Source organism: Afipia sp. GW822-FHT04G07, from assembly GCF_058800765.1.
Genome location: NZ_JBXAMP010000001.1, coordinates 3,692,059 through 3,710,108, shown reverse-complemented (window position 1 = coordinate 3,710,108; position 18,050 = coordinate 3,692,059). Strand labels below are relative to the sequence as shown.

Sequence of the window (18,050 nt, the reverse complement as noted above, 5' to 3'; positions counted from 1 at the left end):
TCACGCCCCCAAATAAGCTGCGATCACCCGCTGGTCCCGACGCGCCTCGTCGGGAAGGCCGGTCATCAGTCCCTGCCCGCGATCCAGAACGACCACTCGATCAACACAGTTCATAACGAGATCCATGTCATGCTCGACGAGAAGCACGGACATGCCTGCGCGTCTGAGGCGATGCAGCAGCGTGACGAGCTTCACCTTTTCGCCAGTGCGCAATCCGGCGGCGGGCTCATCCAGAAGCAGCAGTCTCGGCCGACTGACGAGTGCGCGAGCGACCTCCAGAAGTCTGGCTTGCCCCATTGCCAGCCGTGATGCCGGCTCGTGTGCGAGCGCGTCGAGTTCGACGATTTCGAGGGCACGCCAGGCTTTCGCAAAGGTCGCTGCTTCCTCACTCCGATCGAGGCCGAACATGCCGGAAACCATCCCCGAACGACCCTGCGCATAGGCGCCGAAGGCTACGTTCTCAAGGACAGTCCGCTCCGGCACGACCCTTACATGCTGGAACGTGCGGGACACGCCGCGATCAACCAACTCGGACACACGCGCCGACGGCGGCTCTCCCATGAGAAGAACAGCCCCATGGGATGGCCGGAGAAGACCGGTTGCGATGTTGAACGTCGTGGACTTGCCGGCGCCATTCGGTCCGATGAGGCCGACGATTTCGTCGGCGCCGACGGTGAACGAAACATTCTGAAGAGCCTGCAGGCCACCAAACTTCTTGCCTATCGCCGCTACCGACAAAAGATCTTCGCCAGTTGCACCACGCCTCGACGGCGTCAGCTCGATACTACGCGCGGGACGAGAAACGGTGAATTTTGGCCAGAAGCGCTGCAGTGCCGACCAGAGACCTCCGGGCCATTTGAGCAAAACGCCGATCAGGACGAGACCGAATACGATCATCTCCACATGCCCGGACAATCCCAGCATGCGGGCCACGGTATTCTGAAGCACGGTCTCGAGCGCCGTGATCGCGGCAGCACCGAGCAGCGCGCCGAATGGATGCCCCATACCACCGAAGATACACGCGATCAGCAGATTGACGCTCGCGGTCAACCCGAAAGGTGCAGGACTGAGAAACTTGAAATAGAAGGCATAGAGGCCTCCGGAAAGTCCCGCCAGCGTCGCGGCAACGACGAATACGACCAGTCGCAACCTCGTACCATCCACGCCGAAAACTTCCGCCATCTCGGGATTGGTCTTCAGTGCCGCGATGGCCCGCCCGGTACGCGTGTGGAGCAATCGTGACAGGCCGCCGCTCACGACGGCCACGATCAGCCAGACGAAGATTGCGAATGTACGATCATCCGTCATCGCGAGCGGTCCGATCGCGAGGAACGGAATTTGTCCAAAGCCCGATGCGCCGCCCGTGATCCCGCCGGAAGCCACAATCGCAGCGCTGGTTGCGATTCCAATCGCCAACGTCGCAAGCGGCAGAAAATGTCCCTTGAGCCGAAGCGTGACCGCACCGATGATCAACCCGCAGACGGTCGATGCTGCGACGCCTGCGAGCAGGGCAAGGATGGTCGCCACGCCGAAGTCCCGCGCCAGGATAGCGGTCACATACGCGCCGATGGCCATGAACGCGGCCTGCCCCAGGGAGACCTGCCCTGAAATCAGCAGGAGTGTAAGACCGGTCGCCGCAAGAGCGGTCAATCCGACAGTGACGAGCAACGTGACGTTATACTGGGGCGCGAATATCGAGATCGCGCAAGCGATCGCAAAAACAGAAGTTGCGACTGACACTGAAGCCGTCGCAGGCGAACGCCAGAAGGACCTGACTTCGGAAGCCATGCTCAATGCTCCGCATCGGGCGGGCGAACCGCGTTGCGCCAGAGCAGAATCGGGATCACCATGAGAAATACAATCACATCCCGGAACGCACTTATCTGAAACGCCGAGAACGATTCCGTAAGGCCTACCAGCAAGACCCCAAGCAGGGCGGTTGGATACTCCACGATGCCGCCGAGCGCCGCAGCGACAAAGCCTTTCAGTCCGATCGGAAAGCCCATGTCGTAATTGGCCGTTACAAGCGGTGCCAGCAGCAATCCGGACAGCGCGCTGAAGCCCGCACCAATGCCAAAGCTGAGCTGCCCCGCCGTGCGAACCGGAATGCCGCAAAGCTGCGCGCCAGTCCGGTTTACGGCTGTCGCCTGGAGCGCCTGACCGACCAACGTTCGTTCGGAAAAAAGATAAAGCCCAATCATCGCCGCGACTGCGAGGCCACAGATCCAGAGACTTTGGTAAGTGACGTAAATTGGGCCAAGGGCAAGCCCTCCATCGACGACGGGCGGAACGGATCGAGGCTCGGCGCCCCAGATCATCACGGCCGTGCCGTGCAGAACCATATAGACTCCGACGCTGACGATGAGCAGCACGATCGGAGATGCGCCCGGCACCGGCTCAACCGTCAGCCGATAGATGAGCGTCCCCAAGGAAGCGGTCGCGACCAGAGATGCCAGGGCCGCGAGCCAATAGGATTCCGCAAATGTCTTTGCGGCGAAACCCGTGGCGAGCACGCCCGCGATCCAGACCGCGCGCGTGAGCATCATGTGTAGTTTAGCGCCGGTTTTGATATGCCTGTCAGCAATGTCCCTCACGGCGAACAGCGCGAGACCCCCGGCAACCAGCGCGCTCAACACGTTGAACGAGCCTGCAAGCGCGCTCGCAAAGGAGAGCGCACCCAGCGTGACGTATTCGCCCTGTGCGATGTTCACCACGCGCGTCACCGTGTAGACCACGATGAGGCTAAGCGCGACGAGCCCGTAGACAGCGCCGTTGGTGACGCCGTCCGCCAACAGAAAAAGCAGCGTGTCCAACTACGTCACTCCTCAACAAGGACGAAACGGCCACCTTGGATCTTCGACAAGAAGGTCGATCGCTTGTCCAACCCGAGATGGTCGGTCGGACTGAGGTTGAAGATGCCATTCACACCCGGCCACTCCTTGGTGCGTTCCATCGCATCCTTGATCGCAATGCGCGTTGCTCCAAGATCTTCCTCCTTCACGCTTTCTTTCCCCATCGTGCGATAGGCATTCACCGCGAGCATCATTGCATCCCATGACTGTCCGGCGAACAGGTCGACCTTCCCCTTGCCATAGGCAGCGTCATATAAGGTCGCGAATTCCGACAGAACGGGGCGAAGAGGATTCTCCTTCGAGATCTGGTCGTAGACATTGAGCGCGCCGACGCCGACAATCGCTCCTTCGACGCTTGCCTTGCCGATATCGACGAAGCTTCGGATCGATGACCCTGCGCCATGATAGATCGGCCCGGTATAACCGACGCGCTTGAGCGCCTCATGTGCAAGGTCGGCCGACGGCGGAATCGCGTGGACGTAGACGGCGTCAAGCGACGTCTGCCGCAGACGCAACGCCTGCGGCGTGAAGTTGGTGTCTTGCCGCGCGAACCGCTCGGTAGCCACAAGTTCGATTCCGGCGTCCTTCGCGACAATCTGAAGTTCCTTCAACCCGTTTTCACCATATGAATCTTCGAGACCGAAGAATCCGATCTTCTTGATTCCCTGCCGCGTCATGTAGTTGAGCGTTCGCTGCAGCATCAGCTTGTCGGACGTCGGCGTCTTGAAGGTGAAGGACCGCGCACTCGCCGGCTCAACGATCGCGGCCGACGAGGCCATGGAGATCATGGTGACCTTCGCGGCATTCACTGTATCTATGATTGCCAGCGAGCCGGGAGTCGTCGTGCAACAAACCACGACATGCGCACGATCCTCCTCGATCGCCTTGCGCGTCAGGCTGACGGACTTGGTTGGGTCGGAGCCATCGTCGTAGGAGACGACCTTGATGCGGAACGGCAGATCCGTGCGCGCGGACCACGTCTTGTCAAAAAGCTCCACGGCGTTGCGTTCAGGCGCTCCGAGCGTCGAGGCAGCGCCGGTCACCGAGATAATCGCTGCGATGCGTAGCTCCGGCTTTTCCTGTGCCGTAACCGTACCTGACAAACCGAGCGCGATGGCGCTGCCGGCGAGCAGTAATGACATACCCGATACGATGGACGCGCGTTCCTTGGTCATGGTCATGAAATCCCCCTTACGGCTGCATTGACGCCGCAAGGTGTCATTGGCCGGCACGGCCGCGCTGTATCTGTGGATACATCTGTCGCTGCTCACAGTGTACTCCTGGATACAGCCGACACTGCGCCGCAGACGGTAGTGCTCTTCTGATACGGGATTGATTTAGGGAGCCGCAAACATGACGAGCGATACGGCACAGCAATTTCGAACTCTGTTTCGGAGGCTGACGACCGGGGTCACGTTGATAGCGGTGGCTGGCGAGCAAAGCCCCATCGGAATGACGGTCAATTCGCTGACGCCGGTCAGTCTGGAGCCGCCAATGCTGTTGTTTTGCGCAGCGATGACCAGCGCCACGGCAAAACGAATCTGCACGGTCGGTCGATTTTCCGTCAATATTCTGTCAGGCAGCCAGCAAGATGTGTCTACCCATCACGCAGGGCGACCAGTCGCTGACCCCACCTGGCATTGGCAGGAGAAAGACGGCGTACCGTGGCTGAAGGCCGCGAACGCGACGTTCCTTTGCCGGCTCGAGACTGAGCATTCGGGCGGTGACCATCGCATTTTGGTCGGCAAGATTGAATGCATGTTTGGGCCGGTTACGGCCGCTACACCTTTGCTTTATCACGGCGGCAAGTATGCGCGGCTGGCCTATGAGGAGGCAACTGACTTCAACGCGCAACGAATCGAAGACTTCTGGTGGACCGGATAGGCACCATTCAGTTTTTGTCAGCTTTGATTTTTCTAGCGAGGATGGTGTAGCCGTCCTCACCGAACAACATCCCTTTATCACGCAGCCTTCCGAGCGTCCGGGTGACTGTGACGCGCGATGTTCCGGTCATCGATGCAATCTGCTCATGGGTCAGGTAAGTAAGGATCTTGCGACCGCGTTCGTGATCAACAGCGAACATTTCGCTCAGACGATGCAGAAGCTCAAGAATACGTTCTTCCGGATCGTTCGAGACCAGATGTTCAAGCCGCAGCGCTAGAATGCGCTGCTTCTGGCTCGTCAATCTGAGCATAGCCAGGGCGAGTTCGGGGTCCGCCCGGATCAGCGGCTCGAAGTGCGCGGCATCAAACTCGAGAGCTTGGGTGTCCTCGACAGCAGCTGCGGTCGAAAATCTGGGCAAACCGTCAAAGGCGGCCCCCTCTCCGCACAGCGCATTGGGACCCATGTTTTCGAGCACCACTTCGGTACCGTCGCGCCGAAAGATCGAGACTTGCACAAGTCCCGACTTCACGAAGTAAAAACAAGAGGTGATCTCGCCTTGCCGGTAAAGCTGTTCTCCTTCGGAAAAACTCCGTAGCCGAACCTTTCCCTCAAAGGACAGAAGTTTGGCGGCGAGCGTGTCAGCCATCCGCCAGGTCGCAGCTGGCTTCTTCGTCATCACACGACCCTGCCGGCTCCTTCCTGTACCCAATCGTCGAATCGTATCCAGCGATACAGCGCCCGGCGCCCGTCAGCGGTATCGCAATCAGCAATGATAGCGCGAGAGGAGGCATTCGCAATGGGTTTGGCACATCGGACTGCTTCGGAGACAGACTCGGTCGAAAGGGAGGCCGAGACTGTACTTGCGAAAACGGCAGCTCTCATCCCATGGCTGACCGAGCAGGCAGCACGAGTCGAAGAGACGCGACGGATCCCCGACGACGTTGCAGAACGGCTGTTCGACACAGGGCTATTTCATCTGATGCGCCCGTTGCAGTTCGGCGGTCTTGGTCTGTCGCCTCGTTTCTCGTGGGAAGGAACATTTGACATCGCGCGGGGCTGTTCGTCCTGCGCCTGGCTCGCCGGCCTCAGCAGTGCCAACATCATGATGCTCGGAAAATTTTCAGCCGAAGCCCAAAGCGAGATCTTCGCAGCCAACGTCTCGCCCATCGTTCCGATGCTGACGGGTGGTGTGGGTCAAGACATTAACGTTGAAGCCGCTGAAGGCGGGGTCGTCCTGAGTGGACGATGGCGATATGCGTCCGGCGTGGATATCTCGACGTGGCTCGGGCTCTTGGTCAACTTGCCAGGATCGAACGGAGGCGAGGAGCCTCACATTGTCCTCGTTCCCCAATCAGAATTTGAGATCGACCACCAGAGCTGGCGCGTAATGGGTATGCGTGGCACTGGGAGCAAAAACATCGCTCTGGAAAAGGCTTTCGTTCCTGCTCACCGCTTCATGAGCTGGTCGGAACTGCAAGCCGGCCGGAAGCATCCGACCAACACGAATACCGAACCGTGCTTCGACTTTCCGCTCAACACGGCCTTTGCGATGTCGGTGCTGGCGCCGACGCTCGGCGTCGCTAGCGCTGGCAGCGAAGAGTGCATCAAGATCATTCGCAGCCGCATCAGCTCCGGTAATCAGCAAGTTCAAATCAATGATAAAATCGCACAAGTCGATGCCGGTAACAGCGCTGCGACCATGAGTTTCCTGCGTGAATTCCTGCTTTCTGAAACCGCGATGATCGAAAAGCGTATTCAAAAAGTCGGCGTCCTATCGCCGGAAGAACGCGGGCTCAATCGTGCGAAAATCGCGCTTGCCTCACGGCAGGCGCTCAGCTCAGCGCAACGACTCTTTGCTGCCATCGGCGGTTCAATCCTGCCCGAGGGTACGCGGATCGAGCGACTGTTCCGCGACGTTCATGCCATGAGCTCGCATTTTCTGCTCCAACCCGAACCGATTTCGGAAGCCTATGGCAGGCTTCTGCTCGGTCTCGAACTGGCGCCCGGCACCCGCCTTTGACAATCTCAAACTTCCAGAACTGTGAGAACTTTCTTATGACCAAGACAACATACCGCTGCACGAATCCGATCTTCGCCGCTGCTGGCGGAGGAACGATCTTCGACAAATTCGAGTACTCATCTGCGGTGAAGGCTGGTGGTCTTGTCTTCGTAGCGGGTCAGATCGGCCTCAATCCCGACGGATCGATGCCTGAACAACCGGCGGAACAGTTCGTCAACGCTTTCGAGCGGTTAAAGCTCGTTCTGGAAGACGCTGGCTGCCAAATGAGCGATCTTGTCGAACTCGTCTCCTATCACGTCGGATTGAGCACCCATCTGGCGGAGTTTATGAAGGTCAAAAGCCAATACGTGCCCGCGCCTTTTCCCACATGGACCATACTGGACATCGCGGGACTTGCCCGACCGGGCCTTATCATCGAAATCAAGGCCGTTGCTGCAGCTCGATCCTGACGACCTTGCGTGAACGGCCGGACAACGGCCTTCTACGACTTCGTCGCTGACCGCACCCACGACGGCAAAGTGTTCCGAATGCTGTGCATCATCGACGAGTTCAGCCGATGACAAAAGTCACACCCTGAACGGGAGCGCCTGGCCCCCAGCATCTTGACTAAAGATTACATACCGACTAGTCGGATTGTAATGGAATGATGAGCACTAATGCCTTGCGGTACCCAGATCGAAATCCGCCATTAAAGAGCGAAAGGAAACGCCATGACACTCAATCCCAAAGAGCTCGTTGCCAGGGTGATCGACTACACCCTCAAGAATCCCTACGAGCGGGACTACTGGGAAAAAGCCCCGGCCCTGACCGGCATCCTCGCATGGGAATTCGACGACTCCATCGCCGCGATCCAGATTTGGATGGATCGCGCGGTGGAAACCCAGACCACTGAGGGATGCCTGAACTACAGCGAGCGCCTCGATCTGCCCGCGGGTCATGTTGCCACATTCACCCCGACCGCCAGCCTGTCCGCGAGCCTCGGCTATCCGCTGCTCGACTTCTACGAGCGCACCAAGGACAAGCGGTACATGGAAGCGGCGCAGTTGCAGGCCAAGGCCCTGCTCGCCGCGCCCCGCACCAGCGAAGGCGGCATCTGCGCCCGCACCGAGGCGCCGGAGCTCTGGGTCGATTTCCTCTACATGATGTGTCCATTCCTGATCCGGCTCGGCAAGCTCACCGGCGACCAAGCCTATATCGACGAGGCATTTCGCCAGTACGAGACCCACATCAAGTATCTGGTCGACCCGCATGTCCACCTGTCGCGGCATGCCTGGTGCGAGCGGCCCAACCATTTCCCGCAATCCACACTGTGGGCGCGCGGCAACGGCTGGCTGATCGCCTGCTCCGTCGACATGCTGGCTCTCGCGCCTGACCACGCGAAATCCGCCCTCGTCGCGGAAACCTGCCGCAAGGCCCTGACGGCGATGCGTCCGTTCCAGGATCGTTCGGGCTACTTCCACCATATCCTGGATGATCGCTATTCAAAGCTCGAGGCATCCGCAGCGCTGATGTACGCCTACGCCGCGCGGACGGCCGTCCGGCAAAAGATCGTCGGTGACGATTTCATTGAAGGCGCGGTGCGGGCCTGGCGCGTGGTGGCGGGATCCGTGCAGGAAAACGGCGCGGTGCCGGGCGTCGCCGTCCCGCCGGGCGGCCCGGGCGTGCCATTCGGCACTACGCTGTTCGGTCAGGGCTTCTTCCTGCTCGCGGCGCACGCGCTTCGCGGCGAACTGAACATCTGACATATCCTTGGCTCCGCTGTGATCAGCGGAGCCAGACCACTCCAAAGCAAAAAATGATGTGTCTCTCGGGTCGACGATCAGACCACAGCGAGTGCCGCTAGGAAGGACGTGCGCAGCGCCTGGATGAGCTCGACGCCTTTCTGCGGCTTGCGGCCGCCGCGATACCACTCCAGCATCATGCCGTCATGCGCAGCGACATAGAACGCGCCAAGCTGTTTTGAGGACAGCGAGCTGGAGAAAACGCCGCTCGCCTTGCCTTCGTCGACAATTTCCGCGATCGCATTCGACATCTCGGCGTAGATCTGGTCGATCTTGAGTTTCGTTTCGTTTTTCGTGTCCTTGAACTCGACAGACATCAGGATCATCAGAAGCAGGTTGGTTGGCCGTTCGATCGCCCACTTCGCTTGGGTATGAAAAAAATTAACGAGCTTTTCCTGAGGACCGCTCCCTTCCGGAATACCGCAGGGATAGTCGTTTTTGACACGCTCAACGATTTCATCGAGCAGCTCGGCTTTGCTCTGGAAATAATAGTAGACCGCACCCTTGGTCAGGCGGCCGCGCTTTGCGATCTCATCGATCGTGGTGGCGCGATAGCCCTTCTTCACAAAGAGTTCGAGCGCGGCCTCGCAGATGCGATCAACCGGCGCCTCCTCCGAATGGCGGGAGCGCGGCGCGTTTGCCAGCGTCGCCAGGCGCAGCGATCCGGACCCAGCTTCCCTGCCGGCAGCCGGCTCTGGCTTCATGAACAACGGTCGTTTCTTGCGCTGACTGGGTGTATCTTTCACTCGGCAGCCACCTTGAGGCGGGAGGGATTCTCAAACGTCGTAAGCAGATCGGCCTCTAACGCACGCGCGGACGTCACACTTCGTTCCTTGACGTGGCCAAAGCCTCTGATCGTCTGCGGAATCTTCGCCAGCTCGACGGCAATAACATGGTTCTCCGGCGTGAGCCGGGCAAGAATCCGATCAAGAAGGCCCTCGAAGTGCGTGAGCAGATCCCGCTCCATCCTTCGCTCGGCGGTATAGCCGAAGATATCGAGAGGACCGCCGCGCAAACCCTTCAGGCGCGCCAGCAGCCCGAACGCCCGGAAAACCCATGGACCGAACGACCGCTTCTTCAGATGCCCGGTCACGGCGTCGCGCTTGGCAAGCAGCGGCGGCGCCAGATGAAACTCCAGCTTGTAGTCGCCCTCGAACTGACGCTCGAGATCCGCGATAAACGACCCGTCGGTATAAAGGCGGGCAACCTCGTACTCGTCCTTGATCGCCATCAGCTTGAACAAGCTCAGCGCCGCTGCCTCCCCGAGATCGGTGCGACTGGGCGCGCAGCGTGACTCGGCCTCCCGTACGCGCGTGATCAAATCGCTATAGCGCGCAGCATAGGCCGCATCCTGATAGCGGGCGAGGAAATCAGCACGGTACTTCACCCGCTCCGCCAATGATTGGGGCAGTTCCTGCGGCACGGCGCTGGGGCGAACCGCCGCCGTAACCTGATCCGGATCATGCGCCGCGAGCCGTCCCCACGCGAAGGTGCGCTTGTTGGCATCGACCGCCGCGCCGTTGATCTCGATCGCTTTCTCCAGTGCCGCAAGCCCGACCGGCAACAGGCCCTTCTGGAACGCGAAGCCGAGCATGAACAAATTAGTCGCGATCGAATCTCCCATCAGAGCGGTGGCGATGCCCGAACCATCGATCAGGCTGAGGCGCTGATCGCCGACAGCCTTACGAAGGGTGCTGAAAATTCTCTGCCCTTCGAAATCGACATCGCCATCCATGACGAACGCAGCCGTCGGCACCAGCGCCGTGTTAACCACCGCGCGGGACACGCCGTTTTCCAGACGCGACAACGCCTGCGCGCCTGCCGCCACCACCATATCGCAGCCGATCAGAAGGTTTGCGCCACCTACCGGGATTCGCGTCACCGACAGATCTTCCGGCGCCGGCGCGATCCGCAGATGGCTCATCACCGCGCCGTTCTTCTGTGCGAGACCGGTGAAATCGAGCGCGGTGCAGCCCTTGCCTTCGAGATGCGCCGCCATTCCGAGAATGGCGCCGAGCGTGATTACCCCGGTGCCGCCGATGCCGGTGACCAGCACGTTATACGGCTCGTTGAGCGCGACCGGCGACGGCTCGGGAATGGCCGCGAACGGATTCTGCGCCGCCGCGGTTGCAGGTTTGCGCGCCTTGCGCGGCTCGGCGCCGTGGACCGTGACAAAACTCGGACAGAAGCCGTTGACGCAGGAGAAATCCTTGTTGCAGTTCGACTGGTCGATGGTCCGCTTCCGGCCGAGTTCGGTCTCGAGCGGCCGCACCGAAACGCAGTTCGATTTCGTCGAACAATCGCCGCACCCCTCGCAGACCAGATTGTTGATGAAAACCCGCTTCGACGGATCGGGGTACTGGCCGCGCTTGCGGCGCCGACGTTTTTCCGCCGCGCAGGTCTGGTCGTAGATCAAAACCGTCAGGCCGGGAACGTCGCGCAACTCTCGCTGCACCGCATCCAACTCCTGGCGATCGTGAATGGTGCTGCCTGCCGGCAGCCCGGTGACGCCGGCATATTTGCCTGGCTCGTCCGATACGATCGCAACCCGGACCGCGCCCTCGGCCGCAACCTGGTTTGCGATCTGAGGCACCGTGAAGCTGCCCTCGGCCGACTGGCCGCCGGTCATGGCCACCGCATCATTATAGAGAATCTTGTAGGTGATGTTCACTTTAGCCACGGCCGCGGCGCGGATCGCCAGCAATCCACTATGAGTGTAGGTGCCATCGCCGAGATTCTGGAACACATGCTTCTCGCGCGTGAACGGCGCCTGCCCGATCCAGTTGGCGCCCTCCGCTCCCATGTGGGTGACGGTCTCGGTGTTTCGTGTCGGCATCCACATCGCCATGCTGTGGCAGCCGATGCCGGCCATGGCGCGGCTGCCTTCGGGCAGAACCGTCGATGTGTTGTGCGGACAGCCGGAGCAGAAGAACGGCGCGCGCTGCGACTTGATCTGCTGCGTCGCGGCGACCTGTTCGAAGCTCTCGAGCCGTGCGACGCGCTGGGAAAGAGCCTGACTGGATGCACCGATCCTGTCGAGACGCGAGACAATCGCGCGTGCGACCATGCTCGGCGACAATTCGCCCTGGCTGGGCAGCAAGGGAGCGCCGTTCTCGGCGCGCTTGCCGACCACCGACGGACGGCGCGAGGCATCCATGTTGTAGAGCGCGTGCACGAACTGCTGTTCGATGAATCCGTGCTTCTCCTCCACGACGAGAACATCCGTGAGGCCGTCCGCAAACCGGCGCGCGCCTTCGACCTCGAGCGGCCAGGTCAGGCCGACCTTGTATATGCGTAGACCCAGTTCCTTGCACCGCTGGTCGTTAAGACCGAGATCGGCCAATGCCTGCCGGACGTCGAGGTAGGCCTTGCCGGTGGTCAGAATGCCCAGCCGGGGCGCGGCAGAATCCAGCACGACGCGATCGATCGGGTTGGCTCGCGCGAAAGCCGCGACCGCCAGCATTTTCGGCCCATGCAGCCGCGCCTCGGCCTCGAGAGGCGGGTCCGGCCAACGGATATGCACACCACCTTGCGGCGCATCGAAATCGATCGGCGAAACGAACTGCAGACGATCCGGATCGACGTCGATCGACGCCGAACTCTCCGCCGTTTCGGAAATCGCCTTGAAGCCGATCCAGCAACCCGAAAATCGCGACAGCGCGAATCCATACAAGCCGAAATCGAGATATTCCTGCACGGTCGATGGATTCAGGATAGGGATCATCGCAGCCTGAAACACCTGCTCGCTCTGGTGCGCCAGCGTCGAGGATTGGCAACCGTGATCGTCACCGGCAAGGGCCAGAACACCGCCGAACCGCGAGGTCCCCGCGGCATTGGCATGCTTGAGTGCGTCTACCGAACGATCGACGCCCGGCCCCTTGCCGTACCAGATGCCGAAAGCGCCCTGCACATCCGCACCCGGAAACAACCCGACCTGCTGACTGCCCCAGACAGCCGTTGCGGCGAGATCCTCATTCAGACCGGGCTCGAAACGAATGTTCTCGGCCAGCAGATGTGATTTTGCCCGCCACAATGCGCTGTCGTAGTTGCCAAGCGGCGAGCCACGGTAGCCGGAGATAAAACCGCCGGTGTTGAGTCCGGCCTTGCGATCCCTCGCCCGCTGCATCAGCGGCAGCCGAACCAGCGCCTGCACACCGGAGAGATAAATGCGGCCACGCTCCAGCGTGTATTTGTCGTCGAGCGTCACGTTGCGAAGAGTTGCTTCTTTCAACATCGTCAATCTTTCTTGTTTTGTTTGTTCGATGGGGCCGCCATCGCATGTGCGCCTATCACGGCTCTGCCGGATTCGGCGGGAGAGCGGAGCGAAGACACAAAATCCTTCAATACGATCCCTGCGGTTTTCCGATCCCAAGTCTGCGGTGTGATGCCATTCGTGCGCAGCTCCGCTTTCTTCACCTTGTTGGTGGGCGTGCGTGGCAGCGCAGGCATGATCTCGATGTAACGCGGTACCATGTAGTGCGGCAGCGTGCCGGCAAGGTGCCGAAGAATATCCAGCGGATCGATGTTTGAGCCAGCCGCCGGCACAAGACAGAGCTTAATGTCGTCATCGGATTCAAACTCCGACGCAACGCCAACGGCGGCCACCTCAGCGACCGCGGGATGGGCTGCAGCCGCAGCTTCGATGTCGTAGCTCGATATGTTCTCCGCACGTCGCCGGATCCGGTCGCCGAGCCGATCGACAAAATAATAGTACCCGTCGTCGTCGCGGTACCCGATGTCTCCGGTGTGAAACCAGAGATTTTGCCAGGCTTCGACGGTCTTTTCCGGCATTCCGATATACCCGCGCATGAAAGCAAACGGCTTCCTCGGCCGGATCACCAGTTCGCCGGCCTGCCCGGACGGCTGTTCGACACCGGTGACAGGATCAACGACCCGCAGTTCGACCCACTCGTCGCTAGCGCGCCCGCAAGATCCCGGCCGCAACGGCTCGTCATAGGGCCGCCAGGTGCCGATGTTGATTTCGGTCATGCCCCAAACTTCGATGGCGCGCAGGTTGAAACGGGCCTCGAAACGCTCGGCAATCGCCTTTGGCAGCGGTGCCGCCAACAATCGGCTGACCTTGTGCTGATGGTCTTCGGGTCGCTCCGGCTGGGCGTAGATCATTTCGATCATCGGCCCATGCGCCAACCCCACAGTCGCGCCGTAGCTGCGAACACGATCGACCCATAGCTCGCCCTTGAAGGTACGGTCGAGCACGACACGGCCTCCCGCCATCAGCGTCGCAAACACAGCCATGAATTTTCCGGCCATGTGGAACAACGGATGGAAGCAATAGAAAACATCGTCCTCGCCGAGCCGCAATCCATCGATCGACTGTTTAGCCAGCGCGCAGACTTGCGCGTGCGGCATCATAATGCCCTTGGCTGGTCCGGTGGTACCGGACGTATAGATCACCGATGCGACATCCGACATCCGCGCAGCAGGCAGGTCGGCTTCGGGCGCCGTCGCCAGCAGGTCGTCCAGTCGGGAGAGCCTGATCCGCTCAAAAGCCGGCGGTGATTCTGCAGCGGACCCCGGCGCATCAAAATAAAAAATGTGATGGACACCGCTCAGCCCCGCTTCGCACTCCCGGAACACTGGCAGGAAACTGCTCTCGGCAATCACCAGCCGCGCGCCGGAAATGTTGACGGCATGCTCGAGCAACCGGGCGCGATAGGCAATATTGATGGTGACTTCGGTCACGCCCGCGAGGTTGGCGCCGAGCCACGCATGGATCGCCGTCAGGCAGTTCGGCGCCATGACGACAACGGCGTCGCCCTGACGAATGCCCGCGGCCACAAGGCCACGGGCTAGAGCCAGCGATGCCCGGAAGCACTCGGAATATGTCTCTCGACCCTCGCCGATCATTTCGACGGCCACCCGGTCCGGAAAGGCAGCCGCACGCGCGCGGATACATTCACCAACCGTTGTCTCGTAGAAATCACTCATCGGCGTCTTCCGATCCACTCCCGGGTCCGCTGCGCTGCCTCTTACTTTAGGTTCTTGAACTTGCCGTTGCGGATTTCCGCCGAGACTAGCAGATCGCCGTTCCAGCCGTCATGGCTGTCGGTGGAGAAGCACATCTTGCCTTCGGAGTAAGTCTGGATTCCGCACAGCTTTTCGATGGCGTCGCGGAGCGCGCGACCGGTCACGTCGCCTTTCATCGTCTTGACCGCCTCGGTGATTGCGAGCAGCGCGTTCGAGCCGATCACTTCACCAAATCCCTGCGGCGGCTTGCCGGCGGCGGTCATCAGCTTGCCGAGATCCTGCAGCCCCTGTCCCGGCTGATCCCAGTTCGCAACGAGGACAATGCGCACCCCGTTGCCGGCTTCGCCGCTGGCATCAATGAAGGACTTCTGGCCGAGGCCGACCGGCGCCCACATCGGTGCTTCCAGTCCAACCTGGCGCGCGGCGCGCACGAAGGCTGCGCCGAGCGTCGGCGCCGAGGCCTGAATTAGCACGACATCGGGATTGCTGTTACGGATCTTGGTCGCCTGTGAAGTCAGATCGAGAGCCTTCAGCTGAGCCGTCGCCGTCTCGACGATCGTCACATTGGTCTTCTTAGCCAGCTCAGCGATGTAGTCAGCAGTGTTCTTGCCATAGGCGTCTTCCTGATAAAACAGGCCGACCTTCTTGGCACCACCGGCGATCGCTCGCTCGAACATCACCGCCGTGTTGGTGAGATCGCCCGACAGCGACCGGAAGACCCACGGATAGAACTTGTTTTCCTTCAGGGTAACCGCGAGCGTGCCGTTCGGCGCCACCATCGGCACTTCGTAGCGCATGGCGACCGGAGCAGCCGCCAGCGTGCCGCTGCCCGTGGTCGATCCGATGATCGCGACCACCTTGTTTTGCTGGATCAACTGGGTTGCGCCGCGCGCCGCTTCCGTCGGGTTGGTCGCATCGTCATACACCGACAACTCGATCTTGCGGCCATTGATGCCGCCTTCCGCGTTGAACTTGTTGACCAGCACTTCGACCGAATCGCGCTCTGGGATTCCGAATGGCGCGGCTGGCCCCGTGAGACTTAGCAGCAGCCCGATCCTCACGGGTTCCGCCGCCCGGGCCGAGGTCAGATCGGCAACTCCAGCGAGTGTCGACGCAGCGACACCCAGCGCGATGATCAATGACCTTCTCTTCATAACTATTCACTCCCCTATTGATTATGTTTCTTGGTTCATCATGCTGGCGCCGCAACGCCAAACGCACCTTCGTCGCCATGCCGAACGATTTCGTCCTCGCTGAACCCGAGGGATTGAAGAATATCGCGGCTGTGCGCGCCGAGGTCGGGGGGCCCGTAGCTGACCGATGGCGGGGTCCGCGAAAACTTCAGCGGATTGCCCACCACCTCAGCCGACTTCCCGTCCGGCATCGGCACCGTAACAACCATGCCATTGTTGCGGACCTGCGGATGATCGAGCGCCTCAGCAAGCGACAACAGCGGCGAGCAGAGGATGTCTTGCTTCACCAGACTTGCCAGACAGTCCGCCGTCGTAAGCCGGAGAAATTCAAAGCGCAGCAGGTCGTAGATTTCAGCTTTACGTTCGAGTTGTGCTGCCGCGCTGCCGAGACCTTCGCGAGCACTAAGATCTTCAATCTGAAGTGCGTTGCAAAGCAGTTGCAGCGGATTGGGTCGAAAGAAGCCAAGGACAGTGATCCAGCCATCCCTGGTCTGGAACACAAAGTTGAGGCTCTTGTCGATCCATCGCGTTTCGTATCCGTAGATCAGTTGCGATGCCGCCTCGAGGCTCTGCATCGCGATCGCCGCATCGAGAAGGCATGTGCTGACCTTCTGGCCGATGCCAGAACTTTCCCTTTCCAACAGCGCAAGCACCACGCCCTGCGCGAGAATCATGCCGGCGGCGAAATCAACCACCGGCGTGTTGATCAGAGCGGGCGCCCCATCTGGCCGTGCGTTGCCAGTGGCAATGCCGCTCAGCGATTGAATCGCCATGTCCTGGCCGGGATTGCGCGCCAGCGGCCCAGTCGCGCCATAGCCGCTCGACTCGGCATAGACCAGCCGGGGGTTAGCTTCCCTCAGTTGTTCATAGCCGAGACCGAGGCGCTCCATGACGCCCGGGCGATAGTTGTGAATGAGAACGTCGGCGGTCTTTGCCAGGCGTGCGACGATCGCGCGGCCGGATTCGGTCTTGAGATCGACTGCCAAAGACTTCTTGTTGCGGTTAACCGCAGCAAAGTAGCTACTCATCGCATTGCGCGCGGTCGCGTAACTGTCGTAGTTGCGCAATATCTCACCGCTGCCCGGCCGCTCGATCTTGATCACGGTCGCGCCGAAATCGCCCAGCACCTGGGCGGCGATCGGCGCCTGATACACCTCGCTCAGATCGAGGACCAATGCTCCCTTGAGGATGCTCATCAATCAATCCGCGTAGACGCTCTTGGCAATGATCAGCCGCTGGATCTGATTGGTCCCCTCATAGATCTGCGTAATCTTGGCGTCACGCATCATACGTTCGACCGGGTAATCCTCGAGATAGCCGTAGCCGCCATGCAACTGGACCGCATCGGTCGCCACCGACATCGCGGTATCGCTGCACATCATCTTGGCCATCGACGCGAGCGTCCGGCCCTGCACGGGATCAGCCTCGATGGCTTCGACCGCGCGATAGAGCAGACTGCGCGACGATTCGACCTTGACCGCCATTTCCGCGATCATGCCGCGCACCATCTGGAAGCGCGACACAGACTGACCGAACTGCTTGCGGTCACGGGTGTACTTCACCGCCTCATCAAGCGCGCCCTGAGCGATGCCGAGCGCCTGCGCCGAAATCAGCGGGCGCGAGATGGTGAGCGACACGATCATGTGCTCATAGCCCCGGGCGGTATCGCCGACTGCGCGACTGGCGGAAACGCGGCAATCGTCGAAGATGACGTCAGCGGTCGGGCTGCCGCGCAGGCCCATCTTGTTTTCAAGCTTGCCGAATGAGATGCCCGGATCGTCCCGATGCACCATGAATATTCCACATTCCTTCTCACTGGTCCGCGCGAGAACGAGATACCACTCCGCCCAGGTCGCATTGGTGATGAACCGCTTGTTGCCGTTGATCACCCAATGATCCCCGTCCCTCACGGCGCGGGTCTTCAGCGCGGCGAGATCCGAACCGCCCTGCGGCTCAGTCAGGCACCAGCCGGCAATTTTTTCACCGGCGGCCACTGGCGGCACGATCTCCCTGATTAATTCGGGAGAGCCGAAGCGAACCAGCGGGTCAAGCGCTGCCCATCCGGTCAGCAACGAGAGGCCGGACGTCGCGCATACCCGAGCAACCTCTTCCACCGCGATTACCTGCGAGAAGAGATCGCCGCCCTGCCCTCCGTATTCCTCGGGAAAGCCAAGCGAAGGAATGCCAGCCTCGCGAAGCCCGGCATAGGCTTTGATCGGCGGCTGCTTGGTGCGGTCGACTTCGGCGGCATGAGGCTCAACCTTATCGACCGCAATCCGCCGCATGGTGTCGCGGAACGTATCGTAGGCCTGCTTTTCCATAGCTTGCATAG

14 protein-coding genes are annotated in these 18,050 nt (G+C 60.6%); 4 read left to right on the top strand and 10 right to left on the bottom strand.

Annotated features, from left to right (window positions below; genetic code table 11):
- From AC1RKJ_RS18115 to AC1RKJ_RS18105, 3 genes are read right to left on the bottom strand one after another with little or no spacing between them, the layout of a single operon-like run.
- Positions 1 to 1,788: a branched-chain amino acid ABC transporter ATP-binding protein/permease gene (locus AC1RKJ_RS18115; protein WP_492792300.1), complete on the bottom strand. Its 1,788-nt coding sequence runs from the start codon at positions 1,786 to 1,788 to the stop codon at positions 1 to 3.
- A gap of 2 nt (positions 1,789 to 1,790) precedes the next feature.
- Entirely contained in the window at positions 1,791 to 2,813 is a 1,023-nt protein-coding gene (locus tag AC1RKJ_RS18110; protein ID WP_492792299.1) for a branched-chain amino acid ABC transporter permease, read from the bottom strand.
- A gap of 5 nt (positions 2,814 to 2,818) precedes the next feature.
- Positions 2,819 to 4,033: an ABC transporter substrate-binding protein gene (locus AC1RKJ_RS18105; protein WP_492792298.1), complete on the bottom strand. Its 1,215-nt coding sequence runs from the start codon at positions 4,031 to 4,033 to the stop codon at positions 2,819 to 2,821.
- 172 nt (positions 4,034 to 4,205) lie between these two features.
- Here AC1RKJ_RS18105 and AC1RKJ_RS18100 point away from each other — a divergent pair, with 172 nt between their 5' ends.
- Complete coding sequence (locus tag AC1RKJ_RS18100; protein ID WP_492792297.1) at positions 4,206 to 4,736, top strand: flavin reductase family protein; 531 nt, start codon at positions 4,206 to 4,208, stop codon at positions 4,734 to 4,736.
- Between the two features lie 7 nt (positions 4,737 to 4,743).
- Here the strand turns inward: AC1RKJ_RS18100 and AC1RKJ_RS18095 are convergent, their stop codons facing one another.
- Positions 4,744 to 5,412: a Crp/Fnr family transcriptional regulator gene (locus AC1RKJ_RS18095; protein WP_492792296.1), complete on the bottom strand. Its 669-nt coding sequence runs from the start codon at positions 5,410 to 5,412 to the stop codon at positions 4,744 to 4,746.
- A 120-nt stretch (positions 5,413 to 5,532) separates the two neighbouring features.
- On the opposite strand from AC1RKJ_RS18095, the gene AC1RKJ_RS18090 reads away from it, so the two are divergent.
- The 3 genes from AC1RKJ_RS18090 (at position 5,533) to AC1RKJ_RS18080 (ending at position 8,498) form a co-directional block, all read left to right on the top strand.
- Positions 5,533 to 6,756 (top strand): acyl-CoA dehydrogenase family protein, encoded by a 1,224-nt coding sequence (locus tag AC1RKJ_RS18090; protein WP_492792295.1) that lies wholly within the window; start codon positions 5,533 to 5,535, stop codon positions 6,754 to 6,756.
- A 35-nt stretch (positions 6,757 to 6,791) separates the two neighbouring features.
- The gene (locus AC1RKJ_RS18085) at positions 6,792 to 7,205 is read left to right on the top strand and encodes a RidA family protein (protein ID WP_492792294.1); all 414 of its coding nucleotides are present in this window, start codon (positions 6,792 to 6,794) and stop codon (positions 7,203 to 7,205) included.
- A 261-nt stretch (positions 7,206 to 7,466) separates the two neighbouring features.
- Positions 7,467 to 8,498, top strand: coding sequence for a glycoside hydrolase family 88 protein (locus AC1RKJ_RS18080; protein WP_492792293.1), 1,032 nt, complete (start codon positions 7,467 to 7,469; stop codon positions 8,496 to 8,498).
- Positions 8,499 to 8,575: 77 nt separating this feature from the next.
- Here the strand turns inward: AC1RKJ_RS18080 and AC1RKJ_RS18075 are convergent, their stop codons facing one another.
- From AC1RKJ_RS18075 to AC1RKJ_RS18050, 6 genes are read right to left on the bottom strand one after another with little or no spacing between them, the layout of a single operon-like run.
- Positions 8,576 to 9,241 (bottom strand): TetR/AcrR family transcriptional regulator, encoded by a 666-nt coding sequence (locus tag AC1RKJ_RS18075; protein ID WP_492792292.1) that lies wholly within the window; start codon positions 9,239 to 9,241, stop codon positions 8,576 to 8,578.
- Between the two features lie 38 nt (positions 9,242 to 9,279).
- On the bottom strand, positions 9,280 to 12,771 hold the full coding sequence (locus AC1RKJ_RS18070; RefSeq protein WP_492792291.1) for an indolepyruvate ferredoxin oxidoreductase family protein: 3,492 nt from the start codon (positions 12,769 to 12,771) through the stop codon (positions 9,280 to 9,282).
- A gap of 2 nt (positions 12,772 to 12,773) precedes the next feature.
- On the bottom strand, positions 12,774 to 14,486 hold the full coding sequence (locus AC1RKJ_RS18065; protein ID WP_492792290.1) for an AMP-binding protein: 1,713 nt from the start codon (positions 14,484 to 14,486) through the stop codon (positions 12,774 to 12,776).
- Between the two features lie 41 nt (positions 14,487 to 14,527).
- On the bottom strand, positions 14,528 to 15,679 hold the full coding sequence (locus tag AC1RKJ_RS18060; protein WP_492792289.1) for an ABC transporter substrate-binding protein: 1,152 nt from the start codon (positions 15,677 to 15,679) through the stop codon (positions 14,528 to 14,530).
- A gap of 38 nt (positions 15,680 to 15,717) precedes the next feature.
- Positions 15,718 to 16,914 carry a CaiB/BaiF CoA transferase family protein gene (locus tag AC1RKJ_RS18055; protein WP_492792288.1) on the bottom strand — a complete coding sequence of 399 codons (1,197 nt, stop codon included), beginning with the start codon at positions 16,912 to 16,914 and terminating at the stop codon, positions 15,718 to 15,720.
- Between the two features lie 3 nt (positions 16,915 to 16,917).
- Positions 16,918 to 18,048: an acyl-CoA dehydrogenase family protein gene (locus AC1RKJ_RS18050; RefSeq protein WP_492792287.1), complete on the bottom strand. Its 1,131-nt coding sequence runs from the start codon at positions 18,046 to 18,048 to the stop codon at positions 16,918 to 16,920.
- Between the last annotated feature and the right edge of the window lie 2 nt (positions 18,049 to 18,050).